The following is a 15,511-nucleotide window of genomic DNA, read 5'->3' on the forward strand; positions in this document are numbered from 1 at the left end:
TCGCAATCTCCCGGGAGGGGAACCATGGCCAGTCGCAACGCCGTCAAACAGTGGGACCAGCAGTACGACCTCGTCATCGCCGGCTTTGGCCTGGCGGCCATGTGTGCCGCCATCGAGGCGCACGACCTGGACCCGAACCTGTCCATCCTCATCCTGGAGAAGGCCAACGAGGCCGAGACCGGCGGCAACAGCCGCGTGGCCGGTCAGTCGCTGCTGATCACCAAGAACGCCAAGGTGCTGGCCGAGTACCAGCGCAAGATGAGCGTGGCCAACCCGATCCCGGAAGACATGCTGGTGCCGTGGTCCGAGGCGATGGAAGCGCTGGAACCATGGATCCAGGAACGTGCGGCCCAGGCCGGCGCGCAGTTCATCCATGGCACTGGCTTCTCCGAGCGCGATGCGGTGTTGGAGTTCCCGGAGTTCGGCGCCCGCGAGGCCGTGCATTGCACCGCCACAATCCTGCCGATCCCGTCGGGCGTGTATCTGGCCTTCCGCGAGAACATCCGCCTGCGCCCGCGCATCCAGATTGCCTATGAATCACCACTCAAGGACCTGGTGCAGGACCCGGACACGCTGGAAGTGTTCGGCGTCATCGCCGAGCAGAACGGCCAGCGCGTGGCCATCCGTGCCAACAAGGGCGTGGTGATGGCCACCGGTGGTTTTGAAGCCAACCTGGACATGCAGCGCAATTATTTCGGCCTGGCCAATCCGGCGCCGCTGGGTACGCCACACAACACCGGCGACGGCATCAAGATCCTGCAGAAGGCCGGCGCCGATCTGTGGCATATGCGCAACCAGGGACAGTCCGGTGGTATCTGGCCGGGCTTCAAGCCGGAAGGTTTCGTCAACGGCTTCCTGCGCAACTTCTTCTGGCAGAGCTTCAGCTGGATTGAGGTGGACGCAAACACCGAGCGCTTCTACAACGAAACCGCCGAGTTGCAGCTCACCCATTACAAGGAAAAGAAGCACGGCCATTGGGTGGACACCCCGCACTACCGTGCGCAGCCGGTGCACATGATCTTTGATGCCATCACCTGCCAGTACAACAAGCTGGTGGTGGAGGTGATGAGCTGGAACCCGGTGGTGCGTGGCTACAAGTGGTCCGACGACAACTCGGTGGAAGTGGAGAAGGGCTGGATCCAGAAGGCCGACACGCTGGAAGAACTGGCAGTGAAGATCAACCGTGACCCAGCCAAGCTGCGCGCGGAAGTGGAACGTTACAACGCGGCGTGTGCGGCGAAGAACGATGCGGACTTCGGCCGCAACCCGGATACCTTGTTCCCGATCGCGCAGGCACCGTTCTACGGCATGCGCGTGGACCCGGTGATCGTCTGCACCGGCGGTGGCGCACGCCGCAACATCAAGTCCGAAGTGCTGGACCACGATGGCAAGCACATCCCGCGTCTGTACGAAGCCGGTGAGATGGGCTCGATGTTCTCCGACCTGTACCAGAACGGTTCGTACCTGACCGAAGCGATGATTTCCGGCCGTGCTGCAGGCCGTGAAATCGTTGGCCTTGGCAACTGGGAGGGCTGAGCATGAAGGTTGCAACCCCTGCGATGAAGCTGGACGTGCGCATCAATGACGTGAAAGCCGAGGACGGCCTGCTGGTGATGGATGGTGTCGCCGGCATGTTGCCGTGCAAGACCAGCCTGACGCCGGCCGAGTTCCGGCAGATGATGAAGCTGGCGCTGCGCCCGAGCGTGTTGGCGCTGTTGTTCAAGAAGTAAGCCAAGCGCTATGCAGCGTCGAGCGGAGCCGAGCTGCTGCTTGAAGCCCCTCTCCCACCGGGAGAGGGGTTGGGGAGAGGGTAAGGCGCGAAGCCCCCAGCAGTTGCTTGAAGCCCCGCTCGCGGGAGAAGGGAATCGAGGCAAAGCCAAGCATCATCTGTAGTGCCGAGCCATGCTCGGCAAGGGCTTTACCGCAAAACCAAAAGCTCCCCTCATCCGCCCCTTCGGGGCACCTTCTCCCGTAAACGGGAGAAGGGAATCGAGGCAAGGCCAAGCATCACCTGTAGTGCCGAGCCATGCTCGGCAAGGGCTTTACCGCAAAACCCAAAGCTCCCCCTCATCCGCCCCTTCGGGGCACCTTCTCCCGTAAACGGGAGAAGGGAATCGAGGCAAGGCCAAGCATCACCTGTAGTGCCGAGCCATGCTCGGCAAGGGCTTTACCGCAAAATCCAAAGCCAAAGCGCCCCCTCATCCCAACCCTTCTCCCGCAGGCGGGAGAAGGGCTAAAGCAACGGCTAAAGCTAGAGCAACAGCCAAAGCAACAGCCAAAGCAACAGCCACAGCCACAGCCACAGCCACAGCCACAGCCACAGCCAAAGCAACAGCCAAAGCAACAGCCAAAGCAACAGCCACAGCCACAGCAACAGCCAAAGCCAAAGCCGAGTAAACGAAATATAGAAAAGCTTCAGAACTGGAATCTGCTGCGCAACCGCCGCAACCGCCGCAACCGCCGCAACCGCCGCAACCAGCACAACCAGCACAACCAGCACAAGCAAACCCCGCGACTCAGCCGCCGCTACCCAACTCCAGCCGCCGCTGCCACAGCGAATACATGCCGCGCGCCGCCAGATCCTCCGGATGACGCTGCACTCCCACGCCCCAGGAAATCAACGCCTGTGCGTACAGTGCCAGCAGGCGGTCATTGCCTATCAGGTGTACCTGCGACAAGCGCGGGGTGTGTTCAAGTACGCCCGATGCAAGTATCTCGTGGCCGATCAGCAGGCCGGACAGGTAGGACGGCAAGGCGCTTGCCTCCATCTGGTTGAACAGGCCCAGTGTGCGCACGCCAAACAGGTGGTGCAGCAGGCCGCCCGTCTGGCGGCTGCGCTTGAGCCCGCTTTCAAATGCCCAGGCGTCGAAGCGGCTGTCATCTTCGGGCATCAGTTTGCCCAGCAGACTGTGGTTGCGCAGTACCGCATACAGCTCGCCGGTCATCGCCGTGGTCAGGCGGCGTACCTGGCCGTCGGCTATCGAAACCCATTTGCTGTGCGTGCCTGGTAGGCATACAACATGATTGCCGCGCGGTAGCACGGCCAACAGCGCCGCCAATTGGGTTTCTTCACCACGCATCACATCCGGCACGGCCTCGCTGCCGGTGTCGCTGACACCCGGCACGATCCACAGCCTGCGCCCAGCCAACGCGCTCGCCTGCAGTGGAACCAGCGCCGCCGCCAGATCATCAATGCCGGCCGGGCAGGGCAGGTAAGGTACTTCGTGCCAGCCATTGCGGCTGCCTACCATGCCGGACAGGATCAACAGCGGGTCATCCCAGCCGGTGATCTCCTCGGCCAAGACTGCTTCAAACTGTGCGGCGCTGGCCTGCAGACCGCGCTCGCTGCGGCGACGCTCACACACATGCCCGTTGTCATCCAGGCGATACAGACGCAGGCTGCTGGTGCCCCAATCCACGGCGATCATGGCAATTCCACGCGGTCTACGCTGGCCTTCAATTGCGGGTGCTCCCAGACAAAGATGCCGCCGGCACCGGGCTGCGTTGCCAGTGCGTCCGCGTCCAGACCGATACGGGCGCTGCTGATGTACAGGCGGCCAGCTGCAATCACGCAGCACGACGCATATTGGGCAGGAATGTGGATCTCCCGTTCAATGCGGCCATCGGCCGTGTAACAGCTCACCCGGCCTGCGCCCCAGTGCGCATTCCACAGGCGGCCCTGCGTATCGACCACGGCGCCATCGGGTTCGATGCCGGGCTCGGTCACGCTGGCGAAAACCTGCAGTGCATCTACATGTGCGCCGTGCGGGTCATAGCGGCCAGTGATGAGCTTGGCTTGCGGCGAGTCGCAGAAATAGATGCGCTCGCCTTTGGGGCTGAAACAGATGGCGTTGGGGATGTGGGCCTGCGGCAAGGGCAGGCGGCGCAGGCCGTTGTGCGCGCTCCACTGGTAGAAGCTGCCGCCACGCCGTCCTTCGGGATGATCGCTCTTGGTGCCGAACACGAAGTTGCCATGGCGGTCGGCGCGGCCGTCATTGATGCGGGTGGCAGGGTTGTCCGCCTCCACCAGGGCCAGCAGCTGCAAGTGCAGTTCGCTGTCCTGCAGTTGCGTCTCCGGATCGGCCACATACAGGCCGTTGGCCAGGCCCAGCAACAGGCGGCCATCGCTTGCCAGCGCGACGCAGCCCAGCGGTTCGTGCAGTTGCCAGCTGCGGCTGCGGCCGTTGGCCAGGTCGTGGTGCCAAAGGCGGCCTGCGAGGATGTCGGTCCAGTACAGGGCGTTGCGGCGGTCACACCAGAGGATGCCCTCGGCCAACTCGCATTGGCTGTCCACCAGCAATCGTGCCTGCGCTGTCGGCACGTCCGCAGCCACTGCACTCACCATTCGGCAACGCTGCCGTCGCTGTGGCGCCACAGCGGGTTGCGCCAGCGCGGTGGCTGCTTGTTGGCTTCGATCAAGCGCGCTTCGTCGATCTCCACACCCAGGCCGGGCTTGGGCAGCGCGGCGATGCAGCCCTGCGCATCGCAGGCGAAGTCGTCCTTGTTGATGACGTAGTCCAGAAGGTCGGCGCCTTCGTTGTAATGGATGCCGATGCTCTGTTCCTGCAGCACCGCATTGTGGGCGACAAAGTCGAGCTGCAGGCAGGCTGCCAGCGCCACGGGGCCCAGCGGGCAATGCGGTGCCAGGGCGACGTCATGCGCTTCGGCCATCGCCGCGATCTTGTGGCACTCGCTGATGCCGCCGGCATGCGACAGGTCCGGTTGCAGGATGGACAGGCCGCCGGCGGCCAACACCGGCTTGAACTCGGTGCGCGAGTACATGCGCTCGCCGGCCGCCAGCGGAATGCTGCTGATCTCCGACAGTGGGCGATAGTATTCCCACTGCTCCGGCAATACCGGTTCTTCGACAAACAAGGGGCGGTACGATGCCAGCTCCCTCAGCAGCACGCGCGCCATTGGGGCGCTCACCCGGCCATGGAAGTCGATGCCAAAGTCCACCGTATTGCCCAGCGCTTCGCGGATGGTGGCGACTTTCTCGATGGCGCTGTCAACGGCGCGCGGGCTGTCAATCAGCTTCAGTTCTTCAGTACCGTTGAACTTGAAGGTGTCATAGCCCAGTGATTTGTAGTGCCGCATCTGCGCGACAATATCGGCCGGGCGGTCGCCACCGACCCAGCGATAGGTCTTCATCCGGTCACGCACCAAGCCACCGAGCAGTTGGTAGACCGGCACGCCCAGCGCCTTGCCCTTGATGTCCCACAGTGCCTGGTCGATGCCGGCGATAGCGCTCATCAGGATCGCGCCGCCGCGGTAGAAGCCACCGCGGTACAACACCTGCCACAGGTCGTTGATACGCGCCGGGTCCTTGCGGATCAGGTAATCGCCAAGCTCGTGCACGGCCGCTTCAACGGTGGCGGCACGGCCCTCGATCACCGGTTCGCCCCAGCCGCTGATGCCCTCATCGGTCTCGATCTTGAGGAACAGCCAGCGCGGCGCGGCCTGGTAGGTGGTCAGACGCACGATCTTCATGCCGAGTAGTCCAGATAGGCCTGGCGGAAGGCACGTGCGTTGTCGCGCGTTGCCTGCACCGGTTGGCCGGGTTGATAAAGGTCACCGCCGGTGCCCGCACCCTGGCAACCAGCTGAAAGATAGCTGGCCAAGGTGCTGGGGGAGACGCCACCAACGGCGAAAAGGGGAACCGGCGGCAAGACGCTGCGCAGGGCGCGTACCAGTGCCGGGCCATGAATGGATGCGGGGAACAGCTTGAGCACCTGCGCGCCGGCACGCAGCGCCTGGAAGGCCTCGCTCGCGGTGGCGATACCGGCTGCCACCAGCAACCCTTCGGCAACCGCGTGTTGGATCAGCTGCGGGTCGGTATTGGGCGTGACCATCAGCCGGCCGCCGGTGCGTAGCAAGGCATCGATGTGCTGCGGCTGCACCACCGTGCCGGCACCAATGCAGGCGTGCTGGCCGTGGCGTTGCACGCTGCGGCGTACGCTGTCCTCCCAGTCGGGCGAGTTGGTCGGGATCTCGATCGCGTCGAAACCTTCCTCGACCAGTGCATCGACATGCGCATCCACCTCGCCCGGCGTTATGCCGCGCAGGATGGCGATCAAGGGCAATTGGAAGGGCAGGACAGTCATGTCAGTCGTGGTAAACCTGCGAGCGGCCGCCATCGATCAGGATGTCGGTGGCATTGATGAAACACGCCTCGTCACTGGCCAGGAACAGCGCGGTATAAGCCACTTCCTCGGGTGTGCCGATGCGACGCGGCGGCAGCAGCGCGGTCTGGCGCTCGCGGGCGCCTGGCTCGCGTTCAAACCAGGCTTCGATGCGCGGCACCAGGATCAAGCCGGGCGAAATTGAGTTCACGCGGATGCCGTGCGCGGCATATTCGATGCCCAGCGAGCGGGTCATGCCGATCAAGGCGTGCTTGGCTACCGGGTACGGGAAGGCACCAGGGATGATCTTGTGGCCGTGCACCGAGGCGATGTTGACGATGGCACCGGCCTGCTGCGCGACCATGCCGGGCAACACAGCCTTGCACAGCTGCCAGGCGCCTTCCAGGTTCAACGCAAAGCAGCGCTGCCACTGTGCATCGTCCAGCGCCAATGGATCGGAAAACACGTCGGCGCCGGCGTTGTTGACCAGTACGTCGATGCGGCCATGCCGTGCCAGCGTTGCCTCGATCAGGGCACGCATCGCAGCGGCGTCAGTGATGTCGCCCTGCAGCAGTTCGAAGCCGTCGTTGTCGCCGGGGTTGAGGTCGATACCCACAACCTGCGCGCCTTGCGCATGGAACAGGCGGGCAATGGCCGCGCCGATGCCGCTGGCAGCGCCGGTAACCACGGCCACCTTGCCGGCCAGGCGCGCACTCATCGGCTGCCCCCGGCTTGGCCCATGCCGTCGCCGCCCGCGTTGTTGGCGCTGGCGCATTGTGAAGCCTTCATTCCTTTCTCCCTGAAGCCTGCTGTCGGTACTGGCCGCGCCTGCCCGGCAGGGCGGCAGCGGTGCTGACGGAAGCGTGGCATAGCCTTGCGTGAGAACCTATGTGCGACAAATGAAATTTTTGTCGTAATGTATTCGCTGGGCGAATAGCTACTCAGCCGAGGGGATCGGTACGCATGGTTCAACCCACCACCGGCTGGTTCAATGCCACCCGTTTGAAGACCCGCCACCTGTTGTTGCTGCTGCACCTTTACGAGCAGCGCTCGGTGCTGCGTGCGGCCGAGGCGGCCAACATGACCCAGCCGGCGGCATCCAAGCTGTTGGCCGAGATGGAAGACCTGCTCGGTGTGCCGCTGTTCGAGCGGCATGCGCGCGGGGTGGAGCCGACCTGGTACGGCATGGTGCTGATCCGCCGCGCGCGCTCGGCGCTGTCGGAGATAGGCCGCGCCCAGGACGAGATCGCCGCGCTGCGCAGTGGCCGCACCGGGCAGGCGGCAATCGGCACCGTGGTCAACCCGGGTACCAACCTGGTGCCGCAGGCGGTGGCCGCGCTCAAGCGCGACTTCCCGGACATCCTGATCCGGATCGAAATGGACTACAGCCGGCCGCTGGTGGCCAAGCTGCTCGATGGCCAGCTGGATATCGTGGTCGGCCGCATCATGGGCGCCGAAGGCAGCAGCGAGCTGGAGTTCGAGCCGCTGGCCGATGAGCCGCACTCGGTGATCGTGCGTGCGGGCCATCCACTGGCGGCGCGCAAGCGGGTCAGCTACGGCGACCTGGTCGACTATGGTTGGATCATGCCGCCCGAAGGCAGTGTGCTGCGCTCACGGCTGGATGCGGTATTCCTGGAGCACGGGCTGGTGCCGCCGCAGAACATCGTCGAAACGACCTCGCTGCCCGTCACCATTCACCTGCTGCGGCACAGCGATCTGCTGACCGCGTTGCCGGCAGAATCGGTAGCGCCCTATCTGCAGACCGGGCAGATGCTGGTGCTGCCGATCGCGCTGGATGTGCGTATGGAATTTTTCGGAATCATCCGCCGCCGCGACCAGTTGCTCTCGCCCGGCGCCGAGCGTGTGCTTGAGGCGTTGCGGCTTACCGCGCGGAGGTTGTACCCGCCGGTGGCCTGAATCGGGGTATTCGCTTCCGATATACATCCTGCGCATTTTTTCATTGGTCGGGAATGTGTGCCCCCGCCTATGCTCGCCGCCGTGGTGGTCGATGACCATCGGTATCAGGGTCGTTGGTCACATGCATCGGGGGGTGCGGTCGGCCAACGGCAACGAAGGATGTGAAGAACGGTTAGTCCAGTGCCCTGCAATTGCCGGGGTGCGTTAGTACGCGGTTTTCAATCTGCTTCACCTGGTGCCAAAGGCGCAATGACGTCGGTGCTGGGAAAAACCAAATCGTCGCCATGTGTCCTGGGAGGGAACACTCATGTCAACGTTACAGCGCCGCCTCAAGGTGGCCAATAGTGCGCGCCGTCGTGCGTGTACCGGTCTGCAACCCACTGTGCTTGCCCTGAGTGTCGCGCTGCTGCTGTCGGCAGCTGCGCAGGCGCAGCAAGCCGCGCCCGCCGACGCCACCGAGCTGGACAAGGTGCAGGTTACCGGCACCCGTGGGAGCCTTACCAAGGCGCAGGTGATCAAGGAAACCAGCGACCAGATCGTCGATTCGATCGTTGCCGAAGATATCGGCAAACTGCCTGACAACAATGTTGCCGAGGCACTGCAGCGCATCAGTGGCGTGCAGATCACCCGCAACAAGGGTGAGGGCAGCGACATCATGGTGCGCGGCCTCACCCAGGTGCGCAGCGAGCTCAATGGCCGCGATATTTTCACCGCCAACAGTGGCCGTGCGCTGAGCTGGGAAGACGTGCCGGCCGAACTGCTGGGCGGCGTGGACGTTTACAAGAACCCGAGCGCGGAATTGATCGAAGGCGGCCTCGGCGGCCTGGTCAACCTGCGCACGCGCATGCCGTTCGACCAGGAAGGCATGAAGCTGTCGGGCAGCTTCACCGTCAACAAGTGGGACCTGCGCGACTCGGTGCAGCCCTCGGCCTCGTTCCTGTTCTCCAACCGCTGGAATACCGGTGCCGGCGAGTTTGGCCTGCTGTTCAATGTTGCCCACCAGGAAGGCCAGTACCGCGAAGACCGCATCAACATGGGCAGCTACCTGGCCTATGACGATGTGCCGGGCTACGAGGGCAAGGAAGTGGTGGTGCCCAGCGAAGTGGGCATGTACAGCCATTTTGGTGACCGTGAGCGCGACGGCCAGTACATCGCCCTGCAGTGGAAGCCCAACGACGACATCGAGCTGTATGCCACCGGCCTGCGCTCGGACTACAAGTTCCGCAACCGCGAGTACAGCGTGCGTGTGGGCAACCTCAACAACAATACCCAGGACCTGGTGAACTGGTCGGGCAATGGCTGGGGTTTCGTCTCGCCGAGCATCCCGGGCTACGAGGCCTTCAACGACCCGTTCGGTTTTGATGGCAACGGCGAGTTCCAGTACGGCACCTTCAACAATGCGCTGGTGACCACTACCTCGCGCATGGACTGGCGCAACTCGGTGACCACCGACCTGGCGCTGGGCGGCAAGTGGCAGGTCAATGACAACCTGCACCTGTCCACCGATTTCCAGTACATCGATGCCACCACCGAGAGCGTCAATTACTGGGTGGACCTGCTGGCTGGCCAGGTGGACCCCGATGACTGGCGTGGCTGGTCGGGCCTGTACGGTGTGCCGCCGGTACGTGTGGACATGACCGGCAAGTACCCGTCGGTGACCGTGCTGGATCCTTCCACCGGCCAGCCGATCAACGGCTACATGAGTGATATCAGCAACTACGGTGGCTGGTACTCGCACCTGGACAAGCGCGACAACAACGATGCCGACCAGTTCTCCTGGCGCGCCGACCTGCGCTGGGATTTCCTCGACAGCAACCTGCTCAACGACCTGCGCATGGGCGTGCGCTATACCGACCGCTCGGCCATTACCCGCAGCTCGGGCTGGAACTGGCAGAAGATCGCACCGGCCGGCACCGACAACGCCTGGGGCAGCTTCACCGCGGCACCGTTCTCCGATTACCCGGACGCCTGCTATCGCCTGTTCCCGTTCAGTGACCACTTCCGTGGGGCCAGCGGCCTGCCGACCGGTTACGTGGCCTGTGACCAGATGGTGGCCGACTACGAAAACACCGTGCGCATGTTTGGCCACGATCCCGTCGCCTACAACCCGACCACCGATATCCGCGACTACACCGAGAACACCTACGCGGCGTACGCGATGTTGCGGCTGGGCCAGGAGGATGCGCGCTTCCGCTGGGATGCCAATGTCGGCGTGCGCGTGGTGCGTACCGAAACCTCGGTCAAGGGCTATGAGCTGGAGCAGAACTCGCCGTCGAACGACGTGTCGAAGGTCAGCGTCACCAACTCCTATACCGATGTGTTGCCGAGCTTGAACTTCCGCATGTTCCTGACCGACAACCTGCAGTGGCGCGTTGCCGCCTCGCGTGCGATGTCGCGTCCGGACTTCGATCTGCTGGATCCGTACGTTTACCTCAACGACACCTTCTTCGACTTCAACACCGGTGGCGTGTCCTATGCCAGCCGTGGCAATCCCTACCTGAAGCCGATGTACTCCAACCAGTTCGACACCTCGCTGGAGTGGTACTTCGGCCAGGGCTCGATGCTGTACGGCACCGCGTTCTACAAGAAGGTCAAGGGTTTCTACTACTACGACACGATCGCGGCCAACTATTACGACGCCAACTTCGACATGCCGCTGGAGGGTTCAACCACCGGCGAAACCCGGCCCTGCGTCAGCGCCGAGTGCGTGCGTGAGTTCCAGCTGCAGACCCGCTCCAATGGCAAGGACGGCAAGATCAAGGGCCTGGAGCTGGGCTACCGCCAGTTCTTCACCTTCCTGCCGGGCGCGTTGGATGGGCTGGGCTTCGAGGCCAACTACACCTACGTGGACAGCAAGGCACCGGCACCGGATGCGGCTGGCACCGATGGCGTTGAGATCTCCTACCTGCCGCTGGAAGGCCTGTCCAAGAACAGCTACAACGTGGTGCTGATGTATGAAAAGTCCCGCGTTTCGTTCCGCGCTGCCTACAACTGGCGTGATACCTGGCTGGTCACCACGCGTCCGCCCAATGCCGGCCATGTGCCGCAGTACCACGATGCCACCGGTCAGCTGGATGCCTCGCTGCGCATCAATCTCAACGAGATCTGGTCGCTGACGCTCGATGGCACCAACCTGCTCGATGAGGTGCGCTCGGACTACTACGGCAGCAGCAGCCGCCCGAATGGCTGGTACATCAATGATCGCCGTTACGGCATGAGCATCCGGGCCAACCTGGATCTGTAAACGCGGCGTGTGCAGACGGAGGTGCGGTATGGCAGGTATCAGGCGCTTCAATACAGTGGGTAGCTGGCAGCACGCCACTACCCGCTGCGCAGGATATCTGCGGCGATGGTTGGCGGCAGCGGTGTTGCTGCTGCCAGCCCTGGCTTGCGTACCGGCAGTACATGCCGGTACGCAGCCGGAATACACCTGGCACAACGTCGCCATCGGCGGCGGTGGCTTTGTTACCGGCCTGGTGTTCCACCCGCAGCAAGCGGGGCTGCAGTACGCGCGCACCGATATCGGTGGCGCCTACCGTTGGGATGCGACACAGCAGCGCTGGCAACCGCTGTTGGATTGGATGGGCGCAGAGGACCAGGGCCGCTTCGGCGTGGAAAGCATGGCGGTGGACCCGACCGACCCGAACCGTCTGTATCTGGCGGTGGGCACTTACCTGCACGCACGCGGCAGCAATGGCGCCATCCTGCGCTCGCACGACCAGGGCCGCAGCTTCCAGCGCACCGAGCTGCCATTCGAACTGGGCGGCAACGAACTGGGCCGGGCCAATGGCGAGCGGCTTGCCGTAGACCCCAATGATGGCAAGGTGTTGTTGTTTGGCACCCGCGCCAATGGTGTGTGGCGCAGCGGCGATGCTGGCGCCAGCTGGAGCGAGCTGAGCGCGTTCCCGGCTATCGCCAAGTCGCCGGCCGCAACCGCGGAAGGCTGGAATGGTGCGCAGGCCATCGGCGTGGTCTTCATCGAATTCGAACCCGAAAGCAAAGGCGATACTGGCGCCTCGCGCACGCTCTATGCCGGTGTGTCCACGCAGCAGGCCTCGCTGTACCGCTCCGACGATGCCGGCAGCAGCTGGCAGGTAGTGCCGGGCCAGCCGACCGGTCTGCGCCCCAATCACATGGTGCGCGACAGTCTGGGCCGTTGGCTGCTGAGTTACGGCGACGCGCCCGGCCCCAATACGATGAACAACGGCGCGCTGTGGCGCTACGATCCGCGCGACGGCAGCTGGGCCGATATCACTCCGGTGGCGCAGTCCACCGATCTGGAAGGTGACGGCTTTGGTTGGGGCGCGGTCGCGGTGGACCCGCAGGACCCATTGCGCATCGTCGCCAGCACCTTCAATCGCTTCGCCCCGCATGACGATATCTTCCGCAGCATCGATGGTGGACGCAGTTGGACTGCATTGTCGACGCGCGCCGATTTCGATCACAGCTACGCGCCGTGGACTGAAGAAGCACGCCCGCATTGGATTGGCGTGCTGGCACTGGACCCGCACGACCCGGGCCACCTGCAGTTCGTCACCGGCTACGGCATCTGGGACACGCGTGACCTGCGCGCTTTCGACGAAGGCAAGCGGCTGCGCTGGCGCTTCCCGCTGGTCGGCTTCGAGGAGACGGTGCCGCTGGCATTGGTCAGCCCACCGCAGGGTGCGCACCTGATCAGTGGGCTGGGTGACATCGACGGCTTCGTGCACGACGATCTGGATCTTCCGCAGCGCCGCTTTGCCGGTGTGCGTTTCTCCAATACCGAAAGCCTGGCCTATGCCGGGCAGGCGCCACAGCTGATGGTGCGTACCGGTTATTTCCACCACCGTCCTGAAGGCGCGGTACGCGCGGCGTGGTCGAACGACGGTGGCTACAACTGGACGCCGTTCGCCAGCGAACCGGCGGACGGCGAGGGCGCCGGGCGCATCACTGTCGCCGCCGACGGCAAGCGGGTGATCTGGCAGACCCGCAATGGCGGGCATTGGCTCAGTGCTGATTTTGGCGGCCGCTGGCAGGCGGTGCAGGGCCTGCCGAAGAATGCGGTGGTGGAAGCGGACCGGCACGAAGCCGCTGTGTACTACGGTTTCGACCCCGCCAGTGGCGCGCTGTATGTCAGCGGCGACGGTGGCGTGGCGTTCCAGCAGGCCGAGGCCGGGACGGGTGCGGTAGGCGACTGGTATCGCGCCGAGATCCGTCCCAATCCCTGGCGGGCGGGGGAGGCCTGGGTTGCGGCGGGTTGGCGCGGGCTGCTGCATTGGTCGCCGGGCCGGTTGCAGCGCGTGCAGGGCCTGGACACCGTGTTTTCGGTCGGGCTGGGCAAGCCGGCAAAGGACGGCGATGCTCCGGTGCTGTTTGTTTTTGGCGAGATGGCCGGCAAGCGCGGCCTGTACCGCTCGGACAATGGTGGCCGCCGCTGGCGCCGCATCGACAACGACGCCCAGCGCTTTGCCGGCGTCATCCGCCACGTCACCGGTGATGCACGTATCCCCGGGCGCGTGTATTTCGGCACCGAAGGCCGGGGCATCTGGTACGGAGAACCGCAGTGAAGCAGCTGGTATGGACGATGGGCCTGGCCTTGCTGGCCAGCAGTGCGCAGGCGGTGGAGCTGGCGCGTGTGTTTGCCGATGGCATGGTGCTGCAGCGCGGTCAGCCGTTGCCGGTGTGGGGCAGGGCAGCACCGGGTGCACAGGTGCGTGTGGACTTCGCAGGCAAGCAGGCCACGGCGAAGGCGGACGCCAACGGCAACTGGCGCGCCGAGCTGCCGGCCTTGCCGGCCGGCGGCCCTTACACGCTGCGGATTGATGACAAGGCGGCGCCGGCACAGCTGAGCGATGTGTATGTCGGTGAGGTGTGGCTGGCTTCGGGCCAGTCCAACATGGAATGGCCACTGGCGCAGACCGATGGCGCGGAGGCGGCCATTGCGGCGGCCAACGATCCGTTGATCCGCCATTTCAAGATTCCCAAGTCGTGGTCGGGCGCACCGCAGTGGCAGCTCGAGGGCGGTACATGGCTACCAGCCAACCCGAAGAACGCCGCCGAGTTCTCGGCGGTGGCGTATTACTTCGCCCAACAGCTGCGTGCGCGCACCGGTGTGGCGGTCGGCATCATTGACAGCACCTGGGGCGGAAGCACCATCGAAGCCTGGACCGATGCCGCCACCCAGGGCTTGGACAACGCTGCGCTGCTGGCGCAGGCAGCCGCCTTGCGTGAATCCGATGCGCAGGCCGTGCAGCAGACCCACGCCAATCTGGCGCGCTGGCCGCAGCTGCCTGCCGATGCCAGCCAGTGGCAGCGCAGCGAGCTGGACGAGGCCGAGTGGGCCGATATCAAGGCACCTGGCCTATGGGAAACCCAGGGCTGGAATGGCATGGACGGTGTGGCCTGGTATCGCACCAGCTTCCGCCTGAGCGCCGATGAAGCGGCAAAGGGCGTGATCCTGGGCGTGGGTCGCATCGACGACACCGACACCACCTGGGTCAATGGCCAGCAGGTCGGTGAGACCAGGCTGCAATACAACCTGGCGCGCCGCTATGCGGTGCCGGCATCGGCCCTGCACGCCGGCCTCAACCACGTCGCGATACGTGTGCAGGACTTCGGTGGCGGTGGCGGCATCCATGGCGAGCCGAGCGAAGTATTCGTGCAGCCCAACGGCGCCGCCGGGCGCCCGCTGGATGGCTGGAAGTTCCGTGTCGAGCGCGCCCAGGTGGCCCTGGTCGATGACAAGAACCAGTATCCGACGCTGCTGTTCAACGCAATGATCCATCCGCTGCAGGATTACCCGCTGCGTGGGGTGATCTGGTACCAAGGCGAAGCCAACGCCAATACGCTGCCGCAGGCGCAGAAGTACCGCCAGCAGTTTCCGGCGTTGATCGCGCAATGGCGCAAGCAATGGCATGCGCCGGCATTGCCATTCCTGTGGGTGCAGCTGGCGCCGTTCTCATCCGGCGCCGATCAGCGCGATGCCGACGATGTCGCCATCGAAAGCCCATGGGCATTGCTGCGCGAATCGCAGAGCGCGACGCTGTCGGTGCCGGCAACGGCGCAGGCGGTGATCACCGACGTGGGCAATCTGCAGAACATCCATCCGGGCAACAAGCGCACCGTCGGTGAGCGTCTGGCGCTGGCCGCCGGCAAGTTGGCATATGGCGATAGCTCGCTGATTGCATCAGGCCCGCAGTACATCGGTCATGAAGTTCGAGGGGGCAGCGTGGTGTTGACCTTCGCACCTGCCAATGCGCCGCTGCAGGTAAGCGCTACGGGCGATTTGAAGGGCTTTGAAGTTGCAGGTGCCGATGGGCGTTTCCATCGAGCGCAGGCGCGCATTGAAGGCAACCGGGTGGTCCTGCAAAGCACAGCAGTGACGGCGCCGGTGGCTGCCCGTTATGGCTGGAGCGATACCGCGCAGGGGGCAAATCTGATGGGTTCCACCGGTTTGCCGGCGTCACCTTTCCGCACCGGGCCATGACGGCCCG

At 64.3% G+C, this 15,511-nt stretch carries 12 protein-coding genes; 6 read left to right on the top strand and 6 right to left on the bottom strand.

The features are described 5' to 3' along the window. Window positions 1-24 precede the first annotated feature (24 nt). The gene (locus ABB27_RS03270) at window positions 25-1,536 is read left to right on the top strand and encodes an FAD-dependent oxidoreductase (protein ID WP_057626797.1); all 1,512 of its coding nucleotides are present in this window, start codon (window positions 25-27) and stop codon (window positions 1,534-1,536) included. 2 nt (window positions 1,537-1,538) lie between these two features. Beyond that, entirely contained in the window at window positions 1,539-1,730 is a 192-nt protein-coding gene (locus ABB27_RS03275; RefSeq protein ID WP_057626798.1) for a hypothetical protein, read from the top strand. 521 nt (window positions 1,731-2,251) lie between these two features. On the opposite strand, the gene ABB27_RS20140 is transcribed toward ABB27_RS03275, so the two are convergent. The 6 genes from ABB27_RS20140 to ABB27_RS03305 are packed head-to-tail and all read right to left on the bottom strand — an operon-like array spanning window position 2,252 to window position 6,840. Continuing rightward, window positions 2,252-2,506, bottom strand: a complete 255-nt coding sequence (locus ABB27_RS20140; protein WP_057626799.1) for a hypothetical protein — start codon at window positions 2,504-2,506, stop codon at window positions 2,252-2,254. A gap of 10 nt (window positions 2,507-2,516) precedes the next feature. Next, window positions 2,517-3,428 (bottom strand): 2-dehydro-3-deoxygalactonokinase, encoded by a 912-nt coding sequence (locus ABB27_RS03285; RefSeq protein ID WP_057626800.1) that lies wholly within the window; start codon window positions 3,426-3,428, stop codon window positions 2,517-2,519. After that, window positions 3,425-4,333 (bottom strand): SMP-30/gluconolactonase/LRE family protein, encoded by a 909-nt coding sequence (locus ABB27_RS03290; protein WP_244479119.1) that lies wholly within the window; start codon window positions 4,331-4,333, stop codon window positions 3,425-3,427. The genes ABB27_RS03285 and ABB27_RS03290 overlap by 4 nt, the downstream gene beginning before the upstream one ends. Before the next feature lie 5 nt (window positions 4,334-4,338). Beyond that, entirely contained in the window at window positions 4,339-5,490 is a 1,152-nt protein-coding gene (gene dgoD / locus ABB27_RS03295; RefSeq protein ID WP_057626802.1) for a galactonate dehydratase, read from the bottom strand. After that, window positions 5,487-6,104: a 2-dehydro-3-deoxy-6-phosphogalactonate aldolase gene (locus ABB27_RS03300; protein ID WP_057626803.1), complete on the bottom strand. Its 618-nt coding sequence runs from the start codon at window positions 6,102-6,104 to the stop codon at window positions 5,487-5,489. Before ABB27_RS03300 ends, dgoD begins: the two co-directional genes overlap by 4 nt. A gap of 1 nt (window position 6,105) precedes the next feature. Beyond that, on the bottom strand, window positions 6,106-6,840 hold the full coding sequence (locus ABB27_RS03305; protein WP_057626804.1) for an SDR family oxidoreductase: 735 nt from the start codon (window positions 6,838-6,840) through the stop codon (window positions 6,106-6,108). Between the two features lie 245 nt (window positions 6,841-7,085). On the opposite strand from ABB27_RS03305, the gene ABB27_RS03310 reads away from it, so the two are divergent. The 4 genes from ABB27_RS03310 to ABB27_RS03325 all read left to right on the top strand — a co-directional run bounded on the left by ABB27_RS03310 (window position 7,086) and on the right by ABB27_RS03325 (window position 15,504). Next, window positions 7,086-8,039: a LysR substrate-binding domain-containing protein gene (locus ABB27_RS03310; RefSeq protein WP_057626805.1), complete on the top strand. Its 954-nt coding sequence runs from the start codon at window positions 7,086-7,088 to the stop codon at window positions 8,037-8,039. A 307-nt stretch (window positions 8,040-8,346) separates the two neighbouring features. Beyond that, window positions 8,347-11,283, top strand: coding sequence for a TonB-dependent receptor (locus ABB27_RS03315; protein ID WP_083491115.1), 2,937 nt, complete (start codon window positions 8,347-8,349; stop codon window positions 11,281-11,283). Between the two features lie 28 nt (window positions 11,284-11,311). Further along, complete coding sequence (locus ABB27_RS03320) at window positions 11,312-13,585, top strand: beta propeller repeat protein (protein ID WP_244479120.1); 2,274 nt, start codon at window positions 11,312-11,314, stop codon at window positions 13,583-13,585. 17 nt (window positions 13,586-13,602) lie between these two features. After that, the gene (locus tag ABB27_RS03325; RefSeq protein ID WP_057626917.1) at window positions 13,603-15,504 is read left to right on the top strand and encodes a sialate O-acetylesterase; all 1,902 of its coding nucleotides are present in this window, start codon (window positions 13,603-13,605) and stop codon (window positions 15,502-15,504) included. Window positions 15,505-15,511 lie beyond the last annotated feature (7 nt).

This window comes from Stenotrophomonas terrae (genome assembly GCF_001431465.1).
Lineage (GTDB): Bacteria > Pseudomonadota > Gammaproteobacteria > Xanthomonadales > Xanthomonadaceae > Stenotrophomonas > Stenotrophomonas terrae.

Bases quoted from the DNA above. Each gene is read 5' to 3' on its own strand.
- dgoD (WP_057626802.1), bottom strand. From the start codon at position 5,490: ATGAAGATCGTGCGTCTGACCACCTACCAGGCCGCGCCGCGCTGGCTG.
- ABB27_RS03320 (WP_244479120.1), top strand. From the start codon at position 11,312: ATGGCAGGTATCAGGCGCTTCAATACAGTGGGTAGCTGGCAGCACGCC.
- ABB27_RS03300 (WP_057626803.1), bottom strand. From the start codon at position 6,104: ATGACTGTCCTGCCCTTCCAATTGCCCTTGATCGCCATCCTGCGCGGC.
- ABB27_RS03315 (WP_083491115.1), top strand. From the start codon at position 8,347: ATGTCAACGTTACAGCGCCGCCTCAAGGTGGCCAATAGTGCGCGCCGT.
- ABB27_RS03305 (WP_057626804.1), bottom strand. From the start codon at position 6,840: ATGAGTGCGCGCCTGGCCGGCAAGGTGGCCGTGGTTACCGGCGCTGCC.
- ABB27_RS03285 (WP_057626800.1), bottom strand. From the start codon at position 3,428: ATGATCGCCGTGGATTGGGGCACCAGCAGCCTGCGTCTGTATCGCCTG.
- ABB27_RS03325 (WP_057626917.1), top strand. From the start codon at position 13,603: ATGGGCCTGGCCTTGCTGGCCAGCAGTGCGCAGGCGGTGGAGCTGGCG.
- ABB27_RS03310 (WP_057626805.1), top strand. From the start codon at position 7,086: ATGGTTCAACCCACCACCGGCTGGTTCAATGCCACCCGTTTGAAGACC.
- ABB27_RS03270 (WP_057626797.1), top strand. From the start codon at position 25: ATGGCCAGTCGCAACGCCGTCAAACAGTGGGACCAGCAGTACGACCTC.
- ABB27_RS03275 (WP_057626798.1), top strand. From the start codon at position 1,539: ATGAAGGTTGCAACCCCTGCGATGAAGCTGGACGTGCGCATCAATGAC.